Origin of the sequence: Aeromonas sp. S18(2024) (assembly GCF_041402525.1) — a bacterium.
In the GTDB taxonomy this organism is placed as follows: Bacteria; Pseudomonadota; Gammaproteobacteria; order Enterobacterales; family Aeromonadaceae; genus Aeromonas; species Aeromonas enteropelogenes.
Genome location: NZ_JBGLQV010000012.1, coordinates 124,901 through 142,192, shown reverse-complemented (window position 1 = coordinate 142,192; position 17,292 = coordinate 124,901). Strand labels below are relative to the sequence as shown.

At 57.9% G+C, this 17,292-nt stretch carries 14 protein-coding genes; 6 read left to right on the top strand and 8 right to left on the bottom strand.

The window, feature by feature from the left end; translation table 11 throughout:
- Together ACB034_RS17985 and ACB034_RS17980 are read left to right on the top strand one after the other, a co-directional pair.
- Positions 1 to 233, top strand: a 233-nt coding sequence (locus tag ACB034_RS17985) for a hypothetical protein (RefSeq protein ID WP_371173391.1), incomplete at its 5' end; no start/stop codon positions are given.
- Positions 234 to 300: 67 nt separating this feature from the next.
- Positions 301 to 1,497, top strand: coding sequence for an NnrS family protein (locus tag ACB034_RS17980; protein ID WP_371173390.1), 1,197 nt, complete (start codon positions 301 to 303; stop codon positions 1,495 to 1,497).
- 16 nt (positions 1,498 to 1,513) lie between these two features.
- Here ACB034_RS17980 and ACB034_RS17975 read toward each other — a convergent pair whose 3' ends face one another.
- Complete coding sequence (locus ACB034_RS17975) at positions 1,514 to 2,083, bottom strand: helix-turn-helix domain-containing protein (RefSeq protein WP_371173389.1); 570 nt, start codon at positions 2,081 to 2,083, stop codon at positions 1,514 to 1,516.
- A 108-nt stretch (positions 2,084 to 2,191) separates the two neighbouring features.
- Here ACB034_RS17975 and ACB034_RS17970 point away from each other — a divergent pair, with 108 nt between their 5' ends.
- Positions 2,192 to 3,358 carry a benzoate/H(+) symporter BenE family transporter gene (locus ACB034_RS17970; RefSeq protein WP_371173388.1) on the top strand — a complete coding sequence of 389 codons (1,167 nt, stop codon included), beginning with the start codon at positions 2,192 to 2,194 and terminating at the stop codon, positions 3,356 to 3,358.
- A 162-nt stretch (positions 3,359 to 3,520) separates the two neighbouring features.
- Here ACB034_RS17970 and metF read toward each other — a convergent pair whose 3' ends face one another.
- Positions 3,521 to 4,417 carry a methylenetetrahydrofolate reductase gene (metF, locus tag ACB034_RS17965; RefSeq protein ID WP_026456938.1) on the bottom strand — a complete coding sequence of 299 codons (897 nt, stop codon included), beginning with the start codon at positions 4,415 to 4,417 and terminating at the stop codon, positions 3,521 to 3,523.
- 324 nt (positions 4,418 to 4,741) lie between these two features.
- Between metF and ACB034_RS17960 the strand changes: the two genes are divergently transcribed.
- On the top strand, positions 4,742 to 5,539 hold the full coding sequence (locus ACB034_RS17960; protein ID WP_223379806.1) for a GNAT family N-acetyltransferase: 798 nt from the start codon (positions 4,742 to 4,744) through the stop codon (positions 5,537 to 5,539).
- 76 nt (positions 5,540 to 5,615) lie between these two features.
- Here ACB034_RS17960 and ACB034_RS17955 read toward each other — a convergent pair whose 3' ends face one another.
- From ACB034_RS17955 to uvrA, 5 genes are all read right to left on the bottom strand, one after another.
- Positions 5,616 to 6,995, bottom strand: a complete 1,380-nt coding sequence (locus ACB034_RS17955) for an ABC transporter substrate-binding protein (protein ID WP_371173387.1) — start codon at positions 6,993 to 6,995, stop codon at positions 5,616 to 5,618.
- Positions 6,996 to 7,003: 8 nt separating this feature from the next.
- A complete protein-coding gene (locus ACB034_RS17950; protein WP_216993153.1) occupies positions 7,004 to 8,983 on the bottom strand; it encodes a methyl-accepting chemotaxis protein in 1,980 nt (659 codons plus the stop codon).
- A gap of 220 nt (positions 8,984 to 9,203) precedes the next feature.
- Positions 9,204 to 9,818 (bottom strand): outer membrane protein OmpW, encoded by a 615-nt coding sequence (gene ompW / locus ACB034_RS17945; protein ID WP_225633464.1) that lies wholly within the window; start codon positions 9,816 to 9,818, stop codon positions 9,204 to 9,206.
- Positions 9,819 to 10,252: 434 nt separating this feature from the next.
- The gene (locus ACB034_RS17940; RefSeq protein WP_371173386.1) at positions 10,253 to 11,959 is read right to left on the bottom strand and encodes a diguanylate cyclase; all 1,707 of its coding nucleotides are present in this window, start codon (positions 11,957 to 11,959) and stop codon (positions 10,253 to 10,255) included.
- 117 nt (positions 11,960 to 12,076) lie between these two features.
- Positions 12,077 to 14,902: an excinuclease ABC subunit UvrA gene (gene uvrA, locus ACB034_RS17935; RefSeq protein ID WP_371144864.1), complete on the bottom strand. Its 2,826-nt coding sequence runs from the start codon at positions 14,900 to 14,902 to the stop codon at positions 12,077 to 12,079.
- Between the two features lie 381 nt (positions 14,903 to 15,283).
- Here uvrA and ACB034_RS17930 point away from each other — a divergent pair, with 381 nt between their 5' ends.
- Together ACB034_RS17930 and ACB034_RS17925 are read left to right on the top strand one after the other, a co-directional pair.
- Complete coding sequence (locus tag ACB034_RS17930) at positions 15,284 to 15,850, top strand: single-stranded DNA-binding protein (protein ID WP_026456622.1); 567 nt, start codon at positions 15,284 to 15,286, stop codon at positions 15,848 to 15,850.
- A gap of 124 nt (positions 15,851 to 15,974) precedes the next feature.
- On the top strand, positions 15,975 to 16,718 hold the full coding sequence (locus ACB034_RS17925) for an ABC transporter substrate-binding protein (protein ID WP_042070346.1): 744 nt from the start codon (positions 15,975 to 15,977) through the stop codon (positions 16,716 to 16,718).
- Positions 16,719 to 16,792: 74 nt separating this feature from the next.
- Here the strand turns inward: ACB034_RS17925 and ACB034_RS17920 are convergent, their stop codons facing one another.
- The gene (locus ACB034_RS17920; RefSeq protein WP_005306071.1) at positions 16,793 to 16,915 is read right to left on the bottom strand and encodes a hypothetical protein; all 123 of its coding nucleotides are present in this window, start codon (positions 16,913 to 16,915) and stop codon (positions 16,793 to 16,795) included.
- Positions 16,916 to 17,292 lie beyond the last annotated feature (377 nt).

Below are 17,292 nucleotides of genomic sequence, written 5' to 3'. Positions count from 1 at the left end.
TTCTACTCAACCGCCTTCTCGAGTCAAGCCTTATTTTCACAGGCTTTTCGATGCTACCGACTTGGCTGTTTGCGTTGCCGCTTGCCGTGTCGATGGAGGCGCATTATAGGGCCGCGAATCAGCTTGGCAAGGCGTTTTTTGAAGATTATTGCCAATATCGACTCAACCGCTCAAATACCAACCAAACTATGCGTTTTTCGATGGTTTTTACATCAAGGCATCATCAGCACTGATTTAAATTGAACATTTCAAAAGTCATTTTATAATTAACTTTTGAAATGTTTATTTGAGGTTGTCGTCATGCATCAGATTCTGGATAGCCGCAAGGAAGAGCGGATACTCCCCCTGTTTCGTTTGGGATTTCGGCCTTTCTTCCTGTTGGGCGCCCTGTTTTCTACGCTAGCCATGCTGGGCTGGATAGGGCAGCTCAATGGCTGGCTGTCGATGCCCGGTATCGGCAATCCTGTCTGGTGGCATGCCCATGAGATGCTGTTTGGGTTTGGTGCTGCCATCGTCGCGGGATTTCTGTTGACCGCAGTACAAAACTGGACGGCTCATCCTGGCGTGCGAAGCTGGCCATTGGCGCTGGTCGTGGCTCTGTGGGCGATGCCACGAGCGCTGTTGCCCTGGCTTGGAGAAGAAAATACCGTTTTGATGGTGGCGGATCTTGCCTGGCTGCCACTTTGCGCCTGGTTCCTCGCCAAGCCCATCATCATCACCCGACAATGGCGCAACCTCTTCTTTGTTCCATTATTGCTGGTATTGACGCTGCTCAACGGAACAAGCTGGATATGGCATGGCGAGTGGGCCCCCCTAGAACATTTGTTGATCACCACGGTATTATTGTTTACCACCCTGATTGCCGTGATGGGAGGACGGGTCATTCCCTTCTTTACCGCCAGAGCCACTGGTTTGGATAAAGCGGTTCCGCTGGTATGGCTGGAACGTGGCGCGCTCGCTTCTTTGTGGTTGCTCTTGTTGATCTGGCTACTCTTGCCAAATCAATGGACGACCAGCGTTTATATGACGCCTCTATATATAGTGGCGGCAAGCTTGCACCTGTGGCGCCAGCTGCGCTGGCGGTTACCTACAACCTTGGGTCATCCCCTGCTATGGTCGTTGCACCTCGCCTATCTGTTCATCCCTTTGGGCTTGCTCGCGCTCGCGGCTCAAGCTGCCGGGATGTCCATTAGCCTTTCCTTGGCCAGCCACCTGCTTAGCGCAGGCTGTCTAGGCACCATGATCCTGGGCATGATCGCACGGGTTTCTCTCGGCCATAGCGGTCGCGCCTTGCAAGTGGGACGCCGTATCCGCAGTGCTTTTGTCCTGATCATTGTGGCAGCGCTGTTGCGGGTGCTCGTTCCGCTGCTTTGGCCTGCTTACACCCTGCATGGCTGGAACTTGAGCGGCCTGGCCTGGAGCCTGGCTTATGGCCTGTTTGTCTGGGTGTATGCCCCCATCCTGACCAGCCCCAGAGCGGATGGCCGCCCGGGGTAATCGCCCGGAAGATTGTTCATGACCGATTAACCGGATAGTGGATCAGGTTATGAAAGATTGCGGGAGCCACACCCAGATTGCGATAACCGTGGGGGGAGTCGGCTGCAAACCGAACCGCCTCCCCCTGGGTCAGCGAGCGCCACTCCCCTTCCACTAGCACCTCCATCACGCCACTGATGACAATGACATGCTCGGTCACCCCTGGCTCATGGGGGTCGGATTCACGCTGATAGCCAGGTAACAGAGTCAATTCAAGCAACTCGAAACCAAACCGGCTCTCATAGGGAAAGAGAGGAGCAACCTGCATTCCCTCCCCCGCCGGCTGCTGACGGATGGCATCGGCAGTACGATAAAGCGCCTCTCCCTGAGTAACCGGAGCGGGTTCGATAAAACTGGAGAAGGAAACCCGAAAACCGGTAGCAATCTTCCACAGGGTCGCCACCGTGGGGCTGGACTCTCCCCGCTCGATCTGCCCCAGCATAGCCTTGCTGACTCCGGTCTCCCGCGCCGCTATATCCAGGCTCCAACCCAGCTCACTGCGCAACCCCCTCAGGCGATGGGCCAGATGCTGATTTATCTCTTGCATGGTTACCCCTCTATAGATCCTGCGTAATTCGATTGTGCGCTATAACGCACAACGATATAGTTGGCGACATATTGTACGCTATAACGCACAAACCGACAGGAGTCACCCATGCCCTTCGCGCTTCCCCATATAGTGGCAGGCTTTATTGCCGTGATGGTCGGCTATACCAGCTCCGTCATCCTGATCATTCAAGCGGCAACGGCAGCCGGGGCGGATGCGGCTCAGGTCTCCTCCTGGCTATGGACGCTCGGTATCGGCATGGGGATTAGCTGTATCGGTCTCTCTCTTTATTACCGCATCCCCGCGCTCACAGCTTGGTCCACCCCGGGGGCAGCCCTGCTGATCACCAGTCTCGGCAACTTTACTCTGGCTGAGGCCATCGGTGCCTTTATCATTTCCTCTCTGTTGATCACCCTGTGCGGCATCAGTGGCTGGTTCGATCGGCTGATGCGCCATATTCCAGCCCCACTGGCCGCCGCCATGCTGGCCGGGGTATTGCTCAGATTCGGTCTGGATCTGTTCAAGGTTGCTCCGCAGGATCCCTTGCTGCTTGGCTCATTGTTGCTGGCCTTTTTGCTGGGCCGCCATCTTTGGCCCCGTTACACCATGGTGCTGGTACTGATGAGCGGGATAGCGATCTGTGCCTTGCGAGGGGATCTGCAACTTGGCGACGTGCACTGGCAACTGGCCACTCCGGTCTGGATCTCACCGACTTTCTCCCTTGATGCCCTGCTTGGCATCGCTCTGCCGCTGTTTATCGTCACCATGACCTCCCAGAACATGCCCGGGATAACTATCTTGCGGGCTCATGGCTATCAACCAGCGACCTCTTCTCTTATCAGCTGGACCGGCCTGACCGGCCTGCTGCTCGCCCCCTTCGGGGGTTATGCCTTCAACCTGGCAGCCATCACCGCAGCCATCTGCATGGGAAAAGAGGTGGATCCTAATGCCAACCGCCGCTGGCCGGCTGCGGTGTGGGCGGGCTGCTTCTATCTACTGACCGGTTGCTTCGGCGCCACGGTCGCGGCTCTGTTTACCGCCTTCCCTGCGACACTCATCACCTGCGTGGCTGGCTTGGCGCTGCTTGGCACCATAGGCAGCAGCCTGCACACTGCGCTGCAACAAGATGAGGCGCGAGAAGCGGCTCTGCTCACCTTCATCATCACGGCATCCGGCATCAGCCTGCTCGGTGTCGGCGCAGCCTGTTGGGGACTGCTCGTCGGGTTTGGCCTGCACCTGATCCAGTCACGACCGAGGGGGCGCGCAAAGCAGTAAACCAGGCAAAACTCACAGACACACCTGGTAACCCCAACCAGCCGGGTTGATCTCAGGAGTCCAGATCATATCTTCATAGCCCCTGCCGGATGGTGGCCGGCCGCCATAACAAAAACAGCCAATGAGAAACTCATTGGCTGTTTTGATCTTGCACCTGTTGTATCAGGCTTGTCCTTTCGGCCTGACCCCAAGGGTATGGCAGATGGCATAGGTCAGTTCGGAGCGGTTCAGGGTATAGAAGTGGAAATCTTTCACCCCTTCCTGACTCAACACCCTGACCTGGTCGATGGCGATGCTGGCCCCGACCATGTTACGGGTCATCTGGTCATGCTCCAGCCCCTCGAAACGCTGGTGCATCCAGCGCGGGATCTTCACGTTGGTAAACCCGGCAAACTTGGCCAACGTCTGGTAGTTGGAGACCGGCAGGATCCCCGGCACGATTTCGGCGTCGATGCCGATGGCAGCACAGCGATCGCGAAAACGCAGGTAGGTCTCCACGTCGAAGAAAAACTGGGTGATGGCACGGTTGGCCCCCGCATCTATCTTGCGCTTGAGGTTGAGCAGATCCGACTGCGCACTTCTCGCTTCTGGGTGCCCTTCCGGATAAGCCGCTACCGAGATATCGAAATCGGCCTCGGATTTGAGCAGGGCAACCAGGTCGGTGGCATACATGTCCGGCTTGTCGACCCCCTGAGGCAGGTCACCACGCAGCGCCACTATGTGGCGGATGCCGCTATTCCAGTAATCACGGGCGATAGAGCGCAACTCATCACGACTGGCATCGATACAGGTCAGGTGCGGCGCCGCGATCAGACCGGTCCGCTCCTTGATGTCCTTGATCACCTTATGGGTGCGATCCCGAGTGCCGGAGTTGGCGCCATAGGTCACGGAGACGAACTTGGGTTCCAGCACTTTCAGGCGCTCGATGGACTGCCACAAGGTATTTTCCATGCCTTCGCTATTGGGCGGAAAAAACTCGAAGCTGACCGATATATCGCCATTCAAATCCGCCAGACTCTGGTTGAGCGCCTCAACCTGACGTGCACTGTGAAATCCCATCTGCTCTTCTCCCTGTCCTGCAATCCATCTGTGTACGTCAAAACGGATGTTTGGACGTCTAAACGTCTCTATATTTATGAGCAAAGCGTCCCAAAGTCAACTCTGATTTGTCACTCTTCCACTCGGGCCGTCCCATATTTACAAAATTAACGGTAAGTAACCCCCTGACCCCATCCCAAAATCACCAAGGTCGAGTTATGATGAAGCCGGATCGTCCTGGACGTTCTGAATCTGCGTGTGATTGTTTGGCCGGAGGTTTCTCCGGCCCCTTTTCCTCTTCCTGCTCTTGCCGATAACAGATTGAATCTTTGCAGGAGTATCACCATGGACACCCACCCCGGCTTTGCCACGGATCTGCTGTTCGACCGCTATCAGGGCGAAGTCACCCGGCATGACGAGTTCTGGGCCGTGCGAACTCCGGATGCCCCCGACTACTACTTCGGCAACTATCTGCTGCTCTCCACCCCTCCCAGTGACAGGGACAAGGGCTGGCTCGAAGCCACTTTCGATCAACTGATCGGCCAGGATCCCAGGATCCGTCACCGCACTTTCCAATGGCCGCTGGCGGAAGGACAAAACAGCCGAATAGCCGGATTTGTAACAACGGGTTATCAGTATCTGGAGTGTGTGGTGCTGGCACTCGACGAGCAGAGCTGGCAACCAGTGATGCTTTCTCATCCGGGTCAGGAACTTCGTGCATTTCAGGCAAGCGACTGGCAGACGTGGCTCGACTTCGAACTCCATGAGCGAGACATGAGTCATGACGAGGCCAGCTATCTCGCCTATCTGCACTCACGACAACGGCTTTACCAAGCCATGATCGCCGATGGACTCGGCGATTGGTGGGGGATCTGGCAGGAGGGCCAGTTGATCGCCAGTTGTGGCCTCTTCTTTACCGATACCATGGGGCGTTTCCAGCTGGTGCGCACCCACAGGGCGTGGCGCAACAGGGGGCTATGCCGCCGACTGCTCAGCCATGTGGCACGACAAGGGCTGAAGCGGGTAGAACGGTTGATCATAGTGGCCGATGAGCACTACCACGCCCAGCGGATTTATCGCTCGCTCGGATTCACTCCCGTGGCCCGTATCGGCAGCCTCTGCCGCTGGCCCTCCGATACCTGAACCGTCAGACTCGCCAATAAAAACGGGAGGCTGATGCCTCCCGTTTTCTGCACACTCAGAATCTACTGGCCATGCTCTACTGTTGCGGTGTTTCCAACTCGCTGGAAAGCGCCTGCTCGACGGCATCCTGCGCGGCAGGTTGCGGCGCCGTTTGCGTCGCAGTCACGGCACTTGTCTGAGTCACGCCGGCATCACACTGGCACTCCTGCCCCGCAACCTTGCTGCCCTGATGGGGGGCATACCAGCCTTTAAGCCCTTGTTCCAGTCGTTCGGCCGCCGCTTTGGGCTCCATTTTGCCCAGCAATACCGCCTGACTCACCTCGGCCAGCTCATCCCCCAGCTTGGGTGTGCCGCGAGAGAGGATCTGGGTAGCCACCCGTATGGTGGAATCACACTGATCCCGCCACTCCATCATCTCTCTGGCCGCCGGATTGGTGACGTCGAAGAAGTGGTTGGAGAGGGAGAAAAAGCCCGGCAACGCGTTGGTGTAGAGCTCGGCAAACTGGGGCGTAGTCAGCCACTGCAGGAATGCCATGGCGGCCTCCTTGTTTTTGCTCGCCGGGTTCATCCCCATGCCGATGTCGGTGTGATCGGTGAAGAAACAGCCAGCCCCCTGCTTGGCGACCGGCGGGCGCATGACGCCGAAATCGACCTTGCCGGTGAAAGGTGCTATCTCCCAGGAACCGGCCACATAAAAGGCGGCCTTGCCCGAGGTGAACAGCTCGTTGGTGGCAGCATAATCCCGACTCTCACCCCCTTCACCCAGATAGGGGCGCCAGCGAGCCAGCTCCTCGAACACCTTCACATAATGCGGGTTGTCGAACCGCTCGTTTCCGCCGATCAGCGCCAGGCGCCCGTCTTCCCCTTTCCAGTAGTTGGGACCAATGTTCTGGAAACCCAGTTCAGAGGAGACCCAGCTCTCGCCGCCGCTCATGGCCAGCGGCACATAACGGCCATCGGCCTTCACCTTGTCGAGCGCGGCGAAGAACTCGTCGCGGGTCTGCGGCAGGGTCAGCCCCAATTCACTGAAGATCTTCTTGTTGTAGAAAAAGCCGTGAATAACGGACGCCATGGGTACGCAAAACGTCTGGGCACCGGAGTCGGTCTGCCAGGGCGACTGGGCGAAGCTCGGGAAGTTCTCCATCCCCGCCATCTCGGTCAGCTCGGCCAGATGACCGGCCTTGAACAGCGCGAGGGAGTCATCAAACGGGCGGCAAGTGATGAGATCCCCCGCCTTGCCGGCCTTCAGGTTCTCCAACAAGGCAGGCATATAGTTGACATTTTGCACCGGATGAAACGTCACCTTAATCCCCGGATGCGTCGCTTCGAACGCCGGGATGATCTTCTGCTCCCACAGCGCCTTGTCATCGGCACGCCAGCTCTCGATCACCAGCTCGCTGGCCATCAGCTGGCCACACAACAGGAGACTCAGGGCTCCAATCCACTTGTTAGCCATAAGCCCTCCTAGACCTTGAAATGTGCGATAAGTTGTTGCTGCTTGGCGACCAGATCCGCCAGCACTTCACTGCTGCTGGCTGACTCCCGGGCCTCCCGTTCCGTCTCGTAGGCCACATCGGCAATGCCGGCGATATGGCGAGCCACCCCCTGGCTGACGGAGATCTGCTCCTGGGCGGCATTGGCTACCTGATCCGCCATCGATTTGATGGCGCTCATCCGATCGGCGATGGATTGCAGTGCCGCATCCATCTCGCGGGTCTGCTCAACGCAGCTATGGGTCTGCTCCTGGCTGCGCCCCATCACTTCCACCACATGCTTGCTGGAGCTCTGCAAGTTTTCGATCATGCTCTGGATCTCCTCGGTCGAGGTCTGGGTCCGGTTAGCCAGTGCCCGTACCTCGTCGGCCACCACGGCAAAACCGCGACCGGCATCGCCAGCCCGGGCCGCCTCAATGGCCGCGTTCAACGCCAGCAGGTTGGTCTGCTCGGCGATGCTGCGGATCACGTCGAGAATGCTGCCGATGTTGTTGCTGAATTCCCCCAGCTTGTAGGTGATTCCGACCGCCTCTTCCATGGCGCTGGCCAGCTGTTCTGTGATGCGACGGGTGGTCGCTACTTTCTGGCGGCCGCTTCTGGCCTCCTCATCGGCCAGATCCACCTCATGTTTGGTACCATCGGTGGAACGGGCCACCTCAGTGGCACTCACCTCCAGCTCGGTGATGGCAGCCGCCACCTGATCGGTCTGGCTCTTCTGATCCTGTACCCGGGACATGGCCCGTTCGCTGATTTCGGCGGCGCGGCTCGCCTCCTCCACCAGATGACGGGAACCCGCATTGATCTGGGAAAGCAACTCTCCGGTCTTGCCCGCCAGCGTGTCGATGGAGCGGGAAAGGCTGCCAAACTCGCAACTGCTGCGGTAATTGATGCGGCGGGTCATGTCCCCGGCCGCCATGTACTCCAGCTCCCGGTTGATCATCTGCAACGGACGCTGAATACTGCGTGCCGTGGTGTAACCGATGAGCAGCGCCGCAGCCGCCGAGACGGTGGCCACGATCAGGATCCAGAAACTGGCGCTGCTGACGGCGGCATCGGCATTGACGCGGCTCTCGCTGGCAATGGAACCGGCCGACTGGCCCATTTCGTCCAGCAGGCTCAGGCTGCTGGCCAGGCTGGCATCCAGTTGCTGGTTCAGACTGACCAGCGCCAGCTCCAGTTGTTGTGCCTGACGCATGGTGGCCAGCAAACCTTGCGGGCCCAGTGCCAGCTCCTGCATCCGATCCAGATTGGTCACGAAACGCTGCTTCACATCATCCGGCACCAGCACGCGTTCAAGGCGCTTGCGGGCCATCTCGATGTCCTTGCTGAGCACCTTTTCCAGCTCATTGAGATCCGTCTTGGCATCGGCCCGGCGAATATTCTTCAGATCCCGTGCGATACCCGAGGTGATGAGCTCGGCTTTGTTGCGCATGGAGCGCTTGCTGGCACTCTGCTGCAACAGCAGATCGGCGGCCCACTGATAGGTGTCCTCGAGCCGGATAAACTCCAGCTGCAATTTGTGCCGCTGCGCCAGGGCATCGACCCACTTGCCATGCTGGGCCAGTACCTGTTCCGCCAGGCTATAAAATTGGCCGGTCGCACTCTCTACCTGCCGGAAGCGGGCACGCGCCTCCGCCACTTCGGTAAACTTACCCATCTCCTGGCTCAGCTGGGTGAAACGGGCTTGCTGCTCCTTGAACTGGTTGGCGAACTGCGGCAGTTGGGCGGCATCTTCACTGGTGCGATAAACCAGCACCCAGCGATTGCTCTCTTGCAATGCCCCCTTGAGATTGGCTACCGCCACCACCAGGGGGGTCGCCCGATCGGAGACGGCGGAGAGGCCGTCATTGATACCCTTGATTTTAAAGGTGCTGATCACACCAAGCAGGATCAGCAACAGCAGCATCAACACAAATCCGGCGATGATCCGCTGCACAATAGATAAACCCATGGAGACATCCTCGCTCGTGGGGAAAGGTAAAGTGAACATAGTCACTATCGGCAGAAACGGCGCATTATAGAGGGAGGAGAGGAGCTATTTTATTGATCTGCCGAGGCTAATTAATCATTTTGTAATTAATGGCAGACATAAAAAAGCCCGGACCGGGCCGGGCTGAAAGGAGACGTGCTTAGCTATATATCTGCGGCATTACGCCATCAGAATCCGGTTATTAGAAGCGATAGCCGACGCCGACCATAAAGACCATGGGATCGATATTGGTCTTGAAGGTGCCGACCCCTTCAACATTGACATCAGTATCAATATCCATGATCCAAGCCGAACCGTTTACAAACCAGCGATCGGTAATCGCCATATCGATACCGACCTGGCCAGCCAGGCCCCAGGAATCGTCAAGGTTGATATTGGCGCCATCGAGAGCCCCTACTCCTTTCTCATCAAAGAAGGTGGTGTAGTTCACACCAACCCCGATGTATGGACGAACTTTGCTCTGGGCATCGCCAAAGTAGTATTGGCCCATCAGTGTCGGAGGGAGATGTTTAACCTTGGCTATCTCACCCAGGCCAGGAGTGCTGACCTTGTGGGAGAAAGGAGTAGCAGCCAGCAACTCGACGCCCCAGTTGTCAGTGATCATGTAGCTCAGAGTCAGTCCCAGCTGCGTGTCATTCTTGATGTCGAATTCACCTGTGCCCAATACGTCATCGCTGCTCTCTTGAGGAGAAACTACCGCGACACCACCACGCACCAGAATATCGCCAGCCTGGTGTGCCATGGCGAAGGGAGAAGTCAGGGCTGCTGCAATCATCAGAGGAAGAATCTTTTTCATCACTAAGTCCTTTTTTTGTTGTCATTCGATGCTGTAAGCGTGCTGACTATAAAAGCTTGTAAGTGCATGGTTATTGATTTGGGACAAATGTTAAGCAGAAATAGATTGATTGACATGGCATCTTTATTGGCAAATTTTCGTTGCCGTCACACTATTTGCGACACACCAGCCATCACTCACACGACTTTATTTCGCCCGTCTGATTGCGACTAAATATGCCGAATTGAGGCATCTTATCCATTTTGCGGAATAAACAATTAACAGTTGTGTGCAAGGCCTGACGAGCGTATTTTTGTAGCACGCAAGTTACTGGAAAGTAATTATTTATTTATGAAGAATGAGTCGAGATGGCAAAAGGTGGGGGCATTTCTCGCCGCCGTGTGGGGGATAGGATCCTTTCTCTTTATCCTGATCGGTTTTATCGTCGCCATGGCTTATCTGGTACTGGTGCGGCAGGGCTGATCCCGGAACTCCAGCCTGTTCAGCTGCAGATGATCGCCATCGACAATCTGCTCGGGAGTCAGCGTGATCGCATCTGGTGGCAAGGTTCCCGTGTAACCCTGCCACTGGTTGCGCCCTTCCTGCTTGGCACGATAGAGAGCCATATCCGCCAACTTGAAGCTATGGCTCCAGAAGCTGTCGACCATCGAAGGGTGTAACGGATAACGGCAATATCCCAAGGAAACCGTCAGCCAGAGCGGTGTCTCTTCCCTGCCGAAACGATGACTGGCGACGCGCAGCCTGAGCCGTTCCACCCACAGCGCAATCTCGCATTCGTCTTCGACTTGCAACAACAGCAGAAACTCTTCTCCCCCCAGCCGGACGATCGGCCCGACATCGGTTGTCACCAGTTTTCTGAGCAGCTCTGCCAACTGTTGCAGCACCATATCCCCGACGTCGTGACCAAATTTGTCGTTGATCCGCTTGAAGTGATCGAGATCCAGCAGCAACAGCGTACAGGGTTCAGCCCTGTGATCCTGTAACCACCCCTCCAGGTAACGGCGGTTGAAACAGCGGGTCAGGGGATCCGTAAAGGCCGCCATCTCCATAAGGTTGGATCTGGCCAACAACTCATCGTGTTGCTGACTCACCTTGCCAGCCATTTCACGCATCTTGCTGCTGAGAGTCGCCAACTCGGTACTGCTGTCGATATGGGGGATCTGCGCCACATCCGGCTTGTCGCCAAAACGCTGCAACGCCGTCATCAACTGATGCAGGGGAGTCAGCACTATGCTCTTCAATCTGTGCATGGCGAGCAGCATGCACAGCGCACTCACGACCAGCATGCCGGCAAACGTCAGCAATGCCCCCTCCAGGGTGGCTTGCAGCACCTTCCGCTCCTCTTCCAGCACCAGGGTCACCACCGGCTGGCCAGCATTGTTGAGCAGACGCCCCTCACCACGAACCCGTTGCAGGCCGAGATCGATGAGGCGATAGGTCATCTGCGCCTGCAGTGGCTGAAAACCCGTCTCCCCCTCACCCTGGCGAGCGGGGGCAATCATGATCGGTAGTGCGGTACGCTCGGAAATCTGCTCGATGTAGGGACGATCCAGCCAGCGCAATGCCAGCAGAAAACCGTTGGGCGTACCGCTGCCATCACTGAGGCGGATAGGCTGCCAGGAGAAGATGAGGGGCCCCCACAGGGAATTCCGGATCCCGTGCAGATTGACCGTGCCTTGCGCCAAGGAGTCCTGACGCAGCTGACGTTTCAGATCATCGAGGAAATTGGGCAACTCGGTGGCCGTGGTACCGGAGTCGTTATTTTCCGGCAACTGGGTGTGGGTCCAGATCTCGTTCCCCTGAAGGTCCATGTAGCTGATCAGGTTGAGACCGAAATCCCGCATCGGCATGTCGCTGAGCAGATTGGCCTCGATATAGTCACGGTTGTGATGGGTGATGAAGTAGTAACTGTCATCCCAGATCCCCCAATCCCGGGTAAAAGCATCCACCGCTCTGATATCGAGTTGAATCGCCTTGAGCACTCGCACCAGATGCTCTTTCACCCGCTGCTCTTCGATACGGGTGGCAGCCGGTACTTGCGTCAGCGCGATCAACACCAGCAACATCAAGATGGCCCCGACCCAGATGGGGATCATGGAATATGCCAGCAGATGATCGAGGGAGCGGGGAGATCTGGTCATACGTCACCATGTAGTTGCCAATGGCAGTTCAGTAGCCTGTCGGCATTGAAATGCCTCTTTCAATCTAGTGGATTTGATAGCAGAGAGGAGCCGATGGCCCCTCTCTCATTACGCAGTTTATTTCGCCAGCATCGGCCCTAAAAAACGCGCCGTGTGGGATTCCTTGTTGGCGCAGATCGCCTCCGGCGTGCCGGTGACCAGGATGCGGCCGCCCCCCGAGCCCCCCTCCGGGCCCAGATCGACGATCCAGTCGGCGGTTTTGATGACGTCCAGGTTGTGCTCGATGATGACGATGGTGTTGCCGCGATCCCGCAGCTGGTGCAGCACCTTGAGCAGCTGCTGGATGTCGTGGAAGTGCAGCCCTGTGGTCGGCTCGTCCAGGATGTAGAGGGTCTGACCGGTGTCGCGCTTGGAGAGCTCGCGCGCCAGCTTGACCCGCTGCGCCTCGCCCCCCGAGAGCGTGGTGGCCGACTGGCCGAGGCGGATGTAGGAGAGGCCTACGTCCATCAGGGTTTGCAGCTTGCGCGCCACCGCAGGCACCGGATCGAAGAAGGCGCGGGCGTCCTCCACCGTCATCTCGAGGATCTCGTGGATGTTCTTGCCCTTGTACTTCACCTCCAGGGTCTCGCGGTTGTAGCGCTTGCCCTTGCAGACGTCGCACGGTACGTAGACATCCGGCAAGAAATGCATCTCCACCTTGATGACGCCATCCCCCTGGCACGCCTCGCAGCGGCCCCCCTTCACGTTGAAGGAGAAGCGGCCCGGCTGGTAGCCGCGCGAGCGCGCCTCCTGGGTGCCGGAGAGCAGCTCGCGGATCGGGGTGAACAGGCCGGTGTAGGTGGCCGGGTTGGAGCGCGGGGTACGGCCGATGGGGCTCTGGTCGATGTCCACCACCTTGTCCAGGTGCTCCAGCCCCTCGATGCTGCGATAGGGAGCCGGGGTCGACTCGGTCGCCTTGTTCAGTTCACGGTGGGCGATGCGAAACAGGGTGTCGTTGATCAGGGTCGACTTGCCGGAGCCGGAGACCCCGGTAACGCAGGTCATCACCCCGATTGGCAGATCCAGGTTGACGTTACGCAGGTTGTTGCCGCTCGCCCCTTTCAATTTCAACCACTTGCCGGTGAGCGGCGTGCGCTCGGCCGGGATGGCGATCTGCTTGCGACCGGAGAGGTAGTCACCGGTGAGGGACTCGGGGTTCGCAATGATCTCCGCCGGTGTGCCCTGGGCGACGATGGCGCCGCCGTGCACCCCGGCCCCCGGGCCGATGTCGAGCACGTGGTCGGCGAGGCGAATGGCGTCCTCGTCGTGCTCCACAACGATCACCGTGTTGCCGAGATCCCGCAGGTGAGTGAGCGTCTTGAGCAGCCGCTCGTTGTCGCGCTGGTGCAGGCCGATAGAAGGTTCATCCAGCACATACATGACCCCCACCAGACCGGCGCCGATCTGGCTGGCCAGCCGGATCCGCTGGGCCTCGCCACCGGAGAGGGTCTCGGCGCTGCGCGACAGGCTCAAATAGTTGAGGCCGACGTTCACCAGGAAGCCGAGCCGCTCGACGATCTCTTTCAAAATCTTCTCGGCGATCTGGGCGCGCTGGCCTGTCAGGGTCAGGCCGGCGAAGAAGGTGAGGGCATCGCCGATGGAGTCCTCGGCAATGGCCGGCAGGTTGCGGTTCTCGATGAAGACGTGGCGCGCCTCTTCCCGCAGCCGGCTACCGCCGCAGCTGGCGCAGGGCTTGTTGGCGATGTATTTGGAGAGCTCTTCACGCACTGCGTTGGACTCGGTCTCCCGGTAGCGGCGCTCCATGTTGTGCAGGATCCCCTCGAACGGGTGCTTGCGCACCACCACATCGCCGCGGTCGTTCATGTAGCGAAACTCCACGTCGCCGCGCCCGGAGCCGCGCAGGATCACCTCCTGCACCTTGGGCGGCAGATCCTCCCAGGGCGCCTCCAGATCGAAGTCGTAATGCTCGGCCAGGGATTTGAGCATCTGGAAGTAGTAGAAGCTGCGCTTGTCCCAACCGCGGATGGCGCCACCGGCCAGGCTCTGGCCCGGATCGTGGATCACCTTGTCCGGATCGAAGTACTGCTGCACCCCGAGACCGTCGCAGGTGGGGCAAGCGCCGGCCGGGTTATTGAAGGAGAAGATCCGCGGCTCCAGCTCCGAGACCGAGTGGCCACACTCGGGGCAGGCGAAGTTGGCCGAGAAAGTCAGGGTCTCCCCCTCCTCCCCGTCCATGGGCGCCACCAGGACGATGCCGCCGGAGAGAGTCAGCGCCGTCTCGAACGACTCGGCGAGGCGTTGCTGCAGATCGTCACGCACCTTGAAGCGGTCCACCACCACCTCGATGGTGTGCTTCTTTTGCAGCTCCAGGGTCGGGGGATCGGAGAGATCGCACACCTCCCCGTCGATGCGGGCACGGATATAACCCTGGGCCGCCAGGTTCTCCAGCAGCTTGACGTGCTCCCCCTTGCGGTTGCGCACCACGGGGGCCAGCAGCATCAGTTTGCTCCCCTCCGGCTGGGCCAGCACCTGGTCCACCATCTGGCTGATGGTCTGGGCGGTGAGCGGGATGCCGTGGGTCGGGCAGCGCGGCTCGCCGACCCGGGCAAACAGCAGACGCAGGTAGTCGTAAATTTCGGTGATGGTGCCGACCGTGGAGCGCGGGTTGTGGGAAGTGGACTTCTGTTCGATGGAGATGGCCGGGGAGAGCCCCTCGATGTGGTCCACGTCCGGCTTCTCCATCAGGGAGAGGAACTGGCGGGCATAGGCGGAGAGCGACTCCACATAGCGGCGCTGCCCCTCGGCATAGAGGGTATCGAATGCCAGGGAGGATTTGCCCGAGCCGGAGAGGCCGGTGACCACGATCAGCTTGTCGCGGGGCAGGGTCAGGTTGATGTTCTTGAGGTTGTGGGTGCGGGCACCCCGGACCACGATCTTTTCCATCTTGTTGCACGCTCGATACACAGACCAGAGCGAGCCAGTATGGCACAGAGACTACTGGATGAATAGACAGGCATTATCTATCGCGGTTATCCTTTTTGACGATAAGCGGCCACGCCGGAGCGGGTTGTCAACAGAGACCCTTCACCCGCCGCCTGACCTGCGAGTACGCTCGCTGGAGGATGCGCAGGGGCGCATCAGCTGTTACTATTGTGCGCTAAACCTGTGCCAGGTAATCAGCGATCATCAGCCTGACTGCTACAAGGGTTATAGAAAACCATGTTGTTCAATGCGATAACAGCATGGCACAGATAAAAATCGCGGAACTCATTTGGTTGGCCCAGGCTTGCTGCCTGGCCGGAATATAAAGGTGGAAGAGAGATTATGGCCAGTCGAGGCATCAATAAAGTCATTCTGATCGGTAACCTCGGGCAAGACCCGGAAGTACGCTACATGCCGAGTGGCGGTGCTGTGACCAACATTACCCTGGCCACCTCTGAAACCTGGCGCGACAAGCAAACCGGCGAGCAGAAAGAGCGCACCGAATGGCACCGTGTCGTCTTCATGGGCAAGCTGGCCGAGGTCGCCGGCGAATACCTGAAAAAGGGTTCCCAGGTCTATGTGGAAGGCAAGCTGCAAACCCGCAAATGGCAGGACCAGAGCGGCCAGGAACGCTATACCACCGAAGTGCTGGTCGACAGCTTCAGCGGCGTGATGCAGATGCTGGGTGGCCGTCCGCAAGGCGCCGGTCAGGGCATGGGTGGCCAGAACCAGGGTGGCTGGGGCCAGCCGCAGCAGGCCATGCAGCAGCCGATGAATCAACAGCGTCCCGCTCCGCAGCAGAACATGCAGCAGCAGGGTGGTTACGGCCGTCCGGCTCAGCAGCCCCAGTCAGCTCCGCCGGTCTATAACGAGCCGCCGATGGATTTCGACGACGATATTCCGTTCTAAAATGAAGCAATGCAAAAGCCCTGCCTAGCCAGGGCTTTTTTGAGCTGCCAGTAAGCAGAACTTTGCCTGTTTAAGGCACTCCAACCAGATTGATGTATCGACAGGATCGTTCGTACGAGGTGCGATGAAGCTGATTGTCCATGTCCTGCTGTTGCTGATCGCCCTAGCCCCCGGATGCCTGCTGGCAAAACCTCTCAGGGTCGGAGTCAGTTTTGCCATCCCTCCCTATGTCATCGAAGGGGAAAAGCGTGGCATAGAACTGGATCTGCTGACGCAAGCCTTTACCGGCACCCAATACCAGCTTCAGTTCGAATTTCTGCCGCTGGAGCGCACCTTTCGCATGTTCAAGTCCGGCAAACTGGATGCCATCATCAACGTCAGACCCGGCATGATGGATAGCCGCTTCCTGACCCAGCCTGTCATCACCTTTCATAACCGGGTTTTTACCCTGTACGACCACCCCGTCACCACCCTGGATGAGCTGCGACACCTGAGAGTCACCTCTTTTCAGCGCGCAAAAGTCATCCTGGGAGAACACTTTGCCACCATGGTCAGCCAGAATCCCCGCTATGAAGAGGTTGCCAAGCAGCAAGGCCAGGTACACCAGCTGCTGCGTGGCAGAGTCGATGCCATCGTGCTGGAAGAACGGGTGTTCTACTACTATCTGGACCAGCTGATCACCCATCCTCATTCCGGCGAACGCTATCAACGAGCCCAGATCAATCAGGCGGATCTGTTCCCTCCCACCATCTATCACTTTGCGTTTCGCTCACCCGACACACGGGAATTGTTTGACCGCCAGCTCGCCGCCATGAAGCAGGATGGTCGCTATCTGAAAGTATTCGAGACATACGGCGCCACGCCCTGACGCACAAACATAAAAGCCAGCCCATCACAGGCTGGCTTTGTACTGGCTCCGGAGGAACAACAGCAAGAGGAGCGTTACTTCATTGCGCTGCCATTTTTCAGCTCGGCTTTTTGCCGCTTGGCTTCGCGTTTTTCCTTCAGTGACATCTGCGGTTTTTTCTTGGCATCTTTGCCGTTGTGATGTTCTTTGTTACTCATCATCAAACTCCAAAAATGTTACCCAGACAGTTGGTCCCGTGAGGGCGCCAGCATGTCATCCGAATCATCAACATCAGTACGCTTGGTGCGATGGCGCAAGGCCATCACCAGAGCCAGCATACCCCCGCCATGCCCCGGGATCCAGCCCGGTTTCCGCGCAAACTTGCCGCTGCGACAATTTTCCGATCGATCTGTTCTGGCAATAAAAAAACGCGATTAACGATCGTCATTTTGATATGACACCGCCAAATAATTTATATGCATTTGCCAGATGAAATATATGTGACTGCAAAGAACAATATTTTAATAAGCATTCTCACTATCACCGGAAACATAATATTACAAAGTGGCACGGGTTATTTGGTGGCTGAAATATA

Coding starts and splice junctions, on each gene's coding strand:
- ACB034_RS17980 (WP_371173390.1), top strand. CDS start 301: ATGCATCAGATTCTGGATAGCCGCAAGGAAGAGCGGATACTCCCCCTG.
- ACB034_RS17975 (WP_371173389.1), bottom strand. CDS start 2,083: ATGCAAGAGATAAATCAGCATCTGGCCCATCGCCTGAGGGGGTTGCGC.
- ACB034_RS17970 (WP_371173388.1), top strand. CDS start 2,192: ATGCCCTTCGCGCTTCCCCATATAGTGGCAGGCTTTATTGCCGTGATG.
- metF (WP_026456938.1), bottom strand. CDS start 4,417: ATGGGATTTCACAGTGCACGTCAGGTTGAGGCGCTCAACCAGAGTCTG.
- ACB034_RS17960 (WP_223379806.1), top strand. CDS start 4,742: ATGGACACCCACCCCGGCTTTGCCACGGATCTGCTGTTCGACCGCTAT.
- ACB034_RS17955 (WP_371173387.1), bottom strand. CDS start 6,995: ATGGCTAACAAGTGGATTGGAGCCCTGAGTCTCCTGTTGTGTGGCCAG.
- ACB034_RS17950 (WP_216993153.1), bottom strand. CDS start 8,983: ATGGGTTTATCTATTGTGCAGCGGATCATCGCCGGATTTGTGTTGATG.
- ompW (WP_225633464.1), bottom strand. CDS start 9,818: ATGAAAAAGATTCTTCCTCTGATGATTGCAGCAGCCCTGACTTCTCCC.
- ACB034_RS17940 (WP_371173386.1), bottom strand. CDS start 11,959: ATGACCAGATCTCCCCGCTCCCTCGATCATCTGCTGGCATATTCCATG.
- uvrA (WP_371144864.1), bottom strand. CDS start 14,902: ATGGAAAAGATCGTGGTCCGGGGTGCCCGCACCCACAACCTCAAGAAC.
- ACB034_RS17930 (WP_026456622.1), top strand. CDS start 15,284: ATGGCCAGTCGAGGCATCAATAAAGTCATTCTGATCGGTAACCTCGGG.
- ACB034_RS17925 (WP_042070346.1), top strand. CDS start 15,975: ATGAAGCTGATTGTCCATGTCCTGCTGTTGCTGATCGCCCTAGCCCCC.
- ACB034_RS17920 (WP_005306071.1), bottom strand. CDS start 16,915: ATGAGTAACAAAGAACATCACAACGGCAAAGATGCCAAGAAAAAACCG.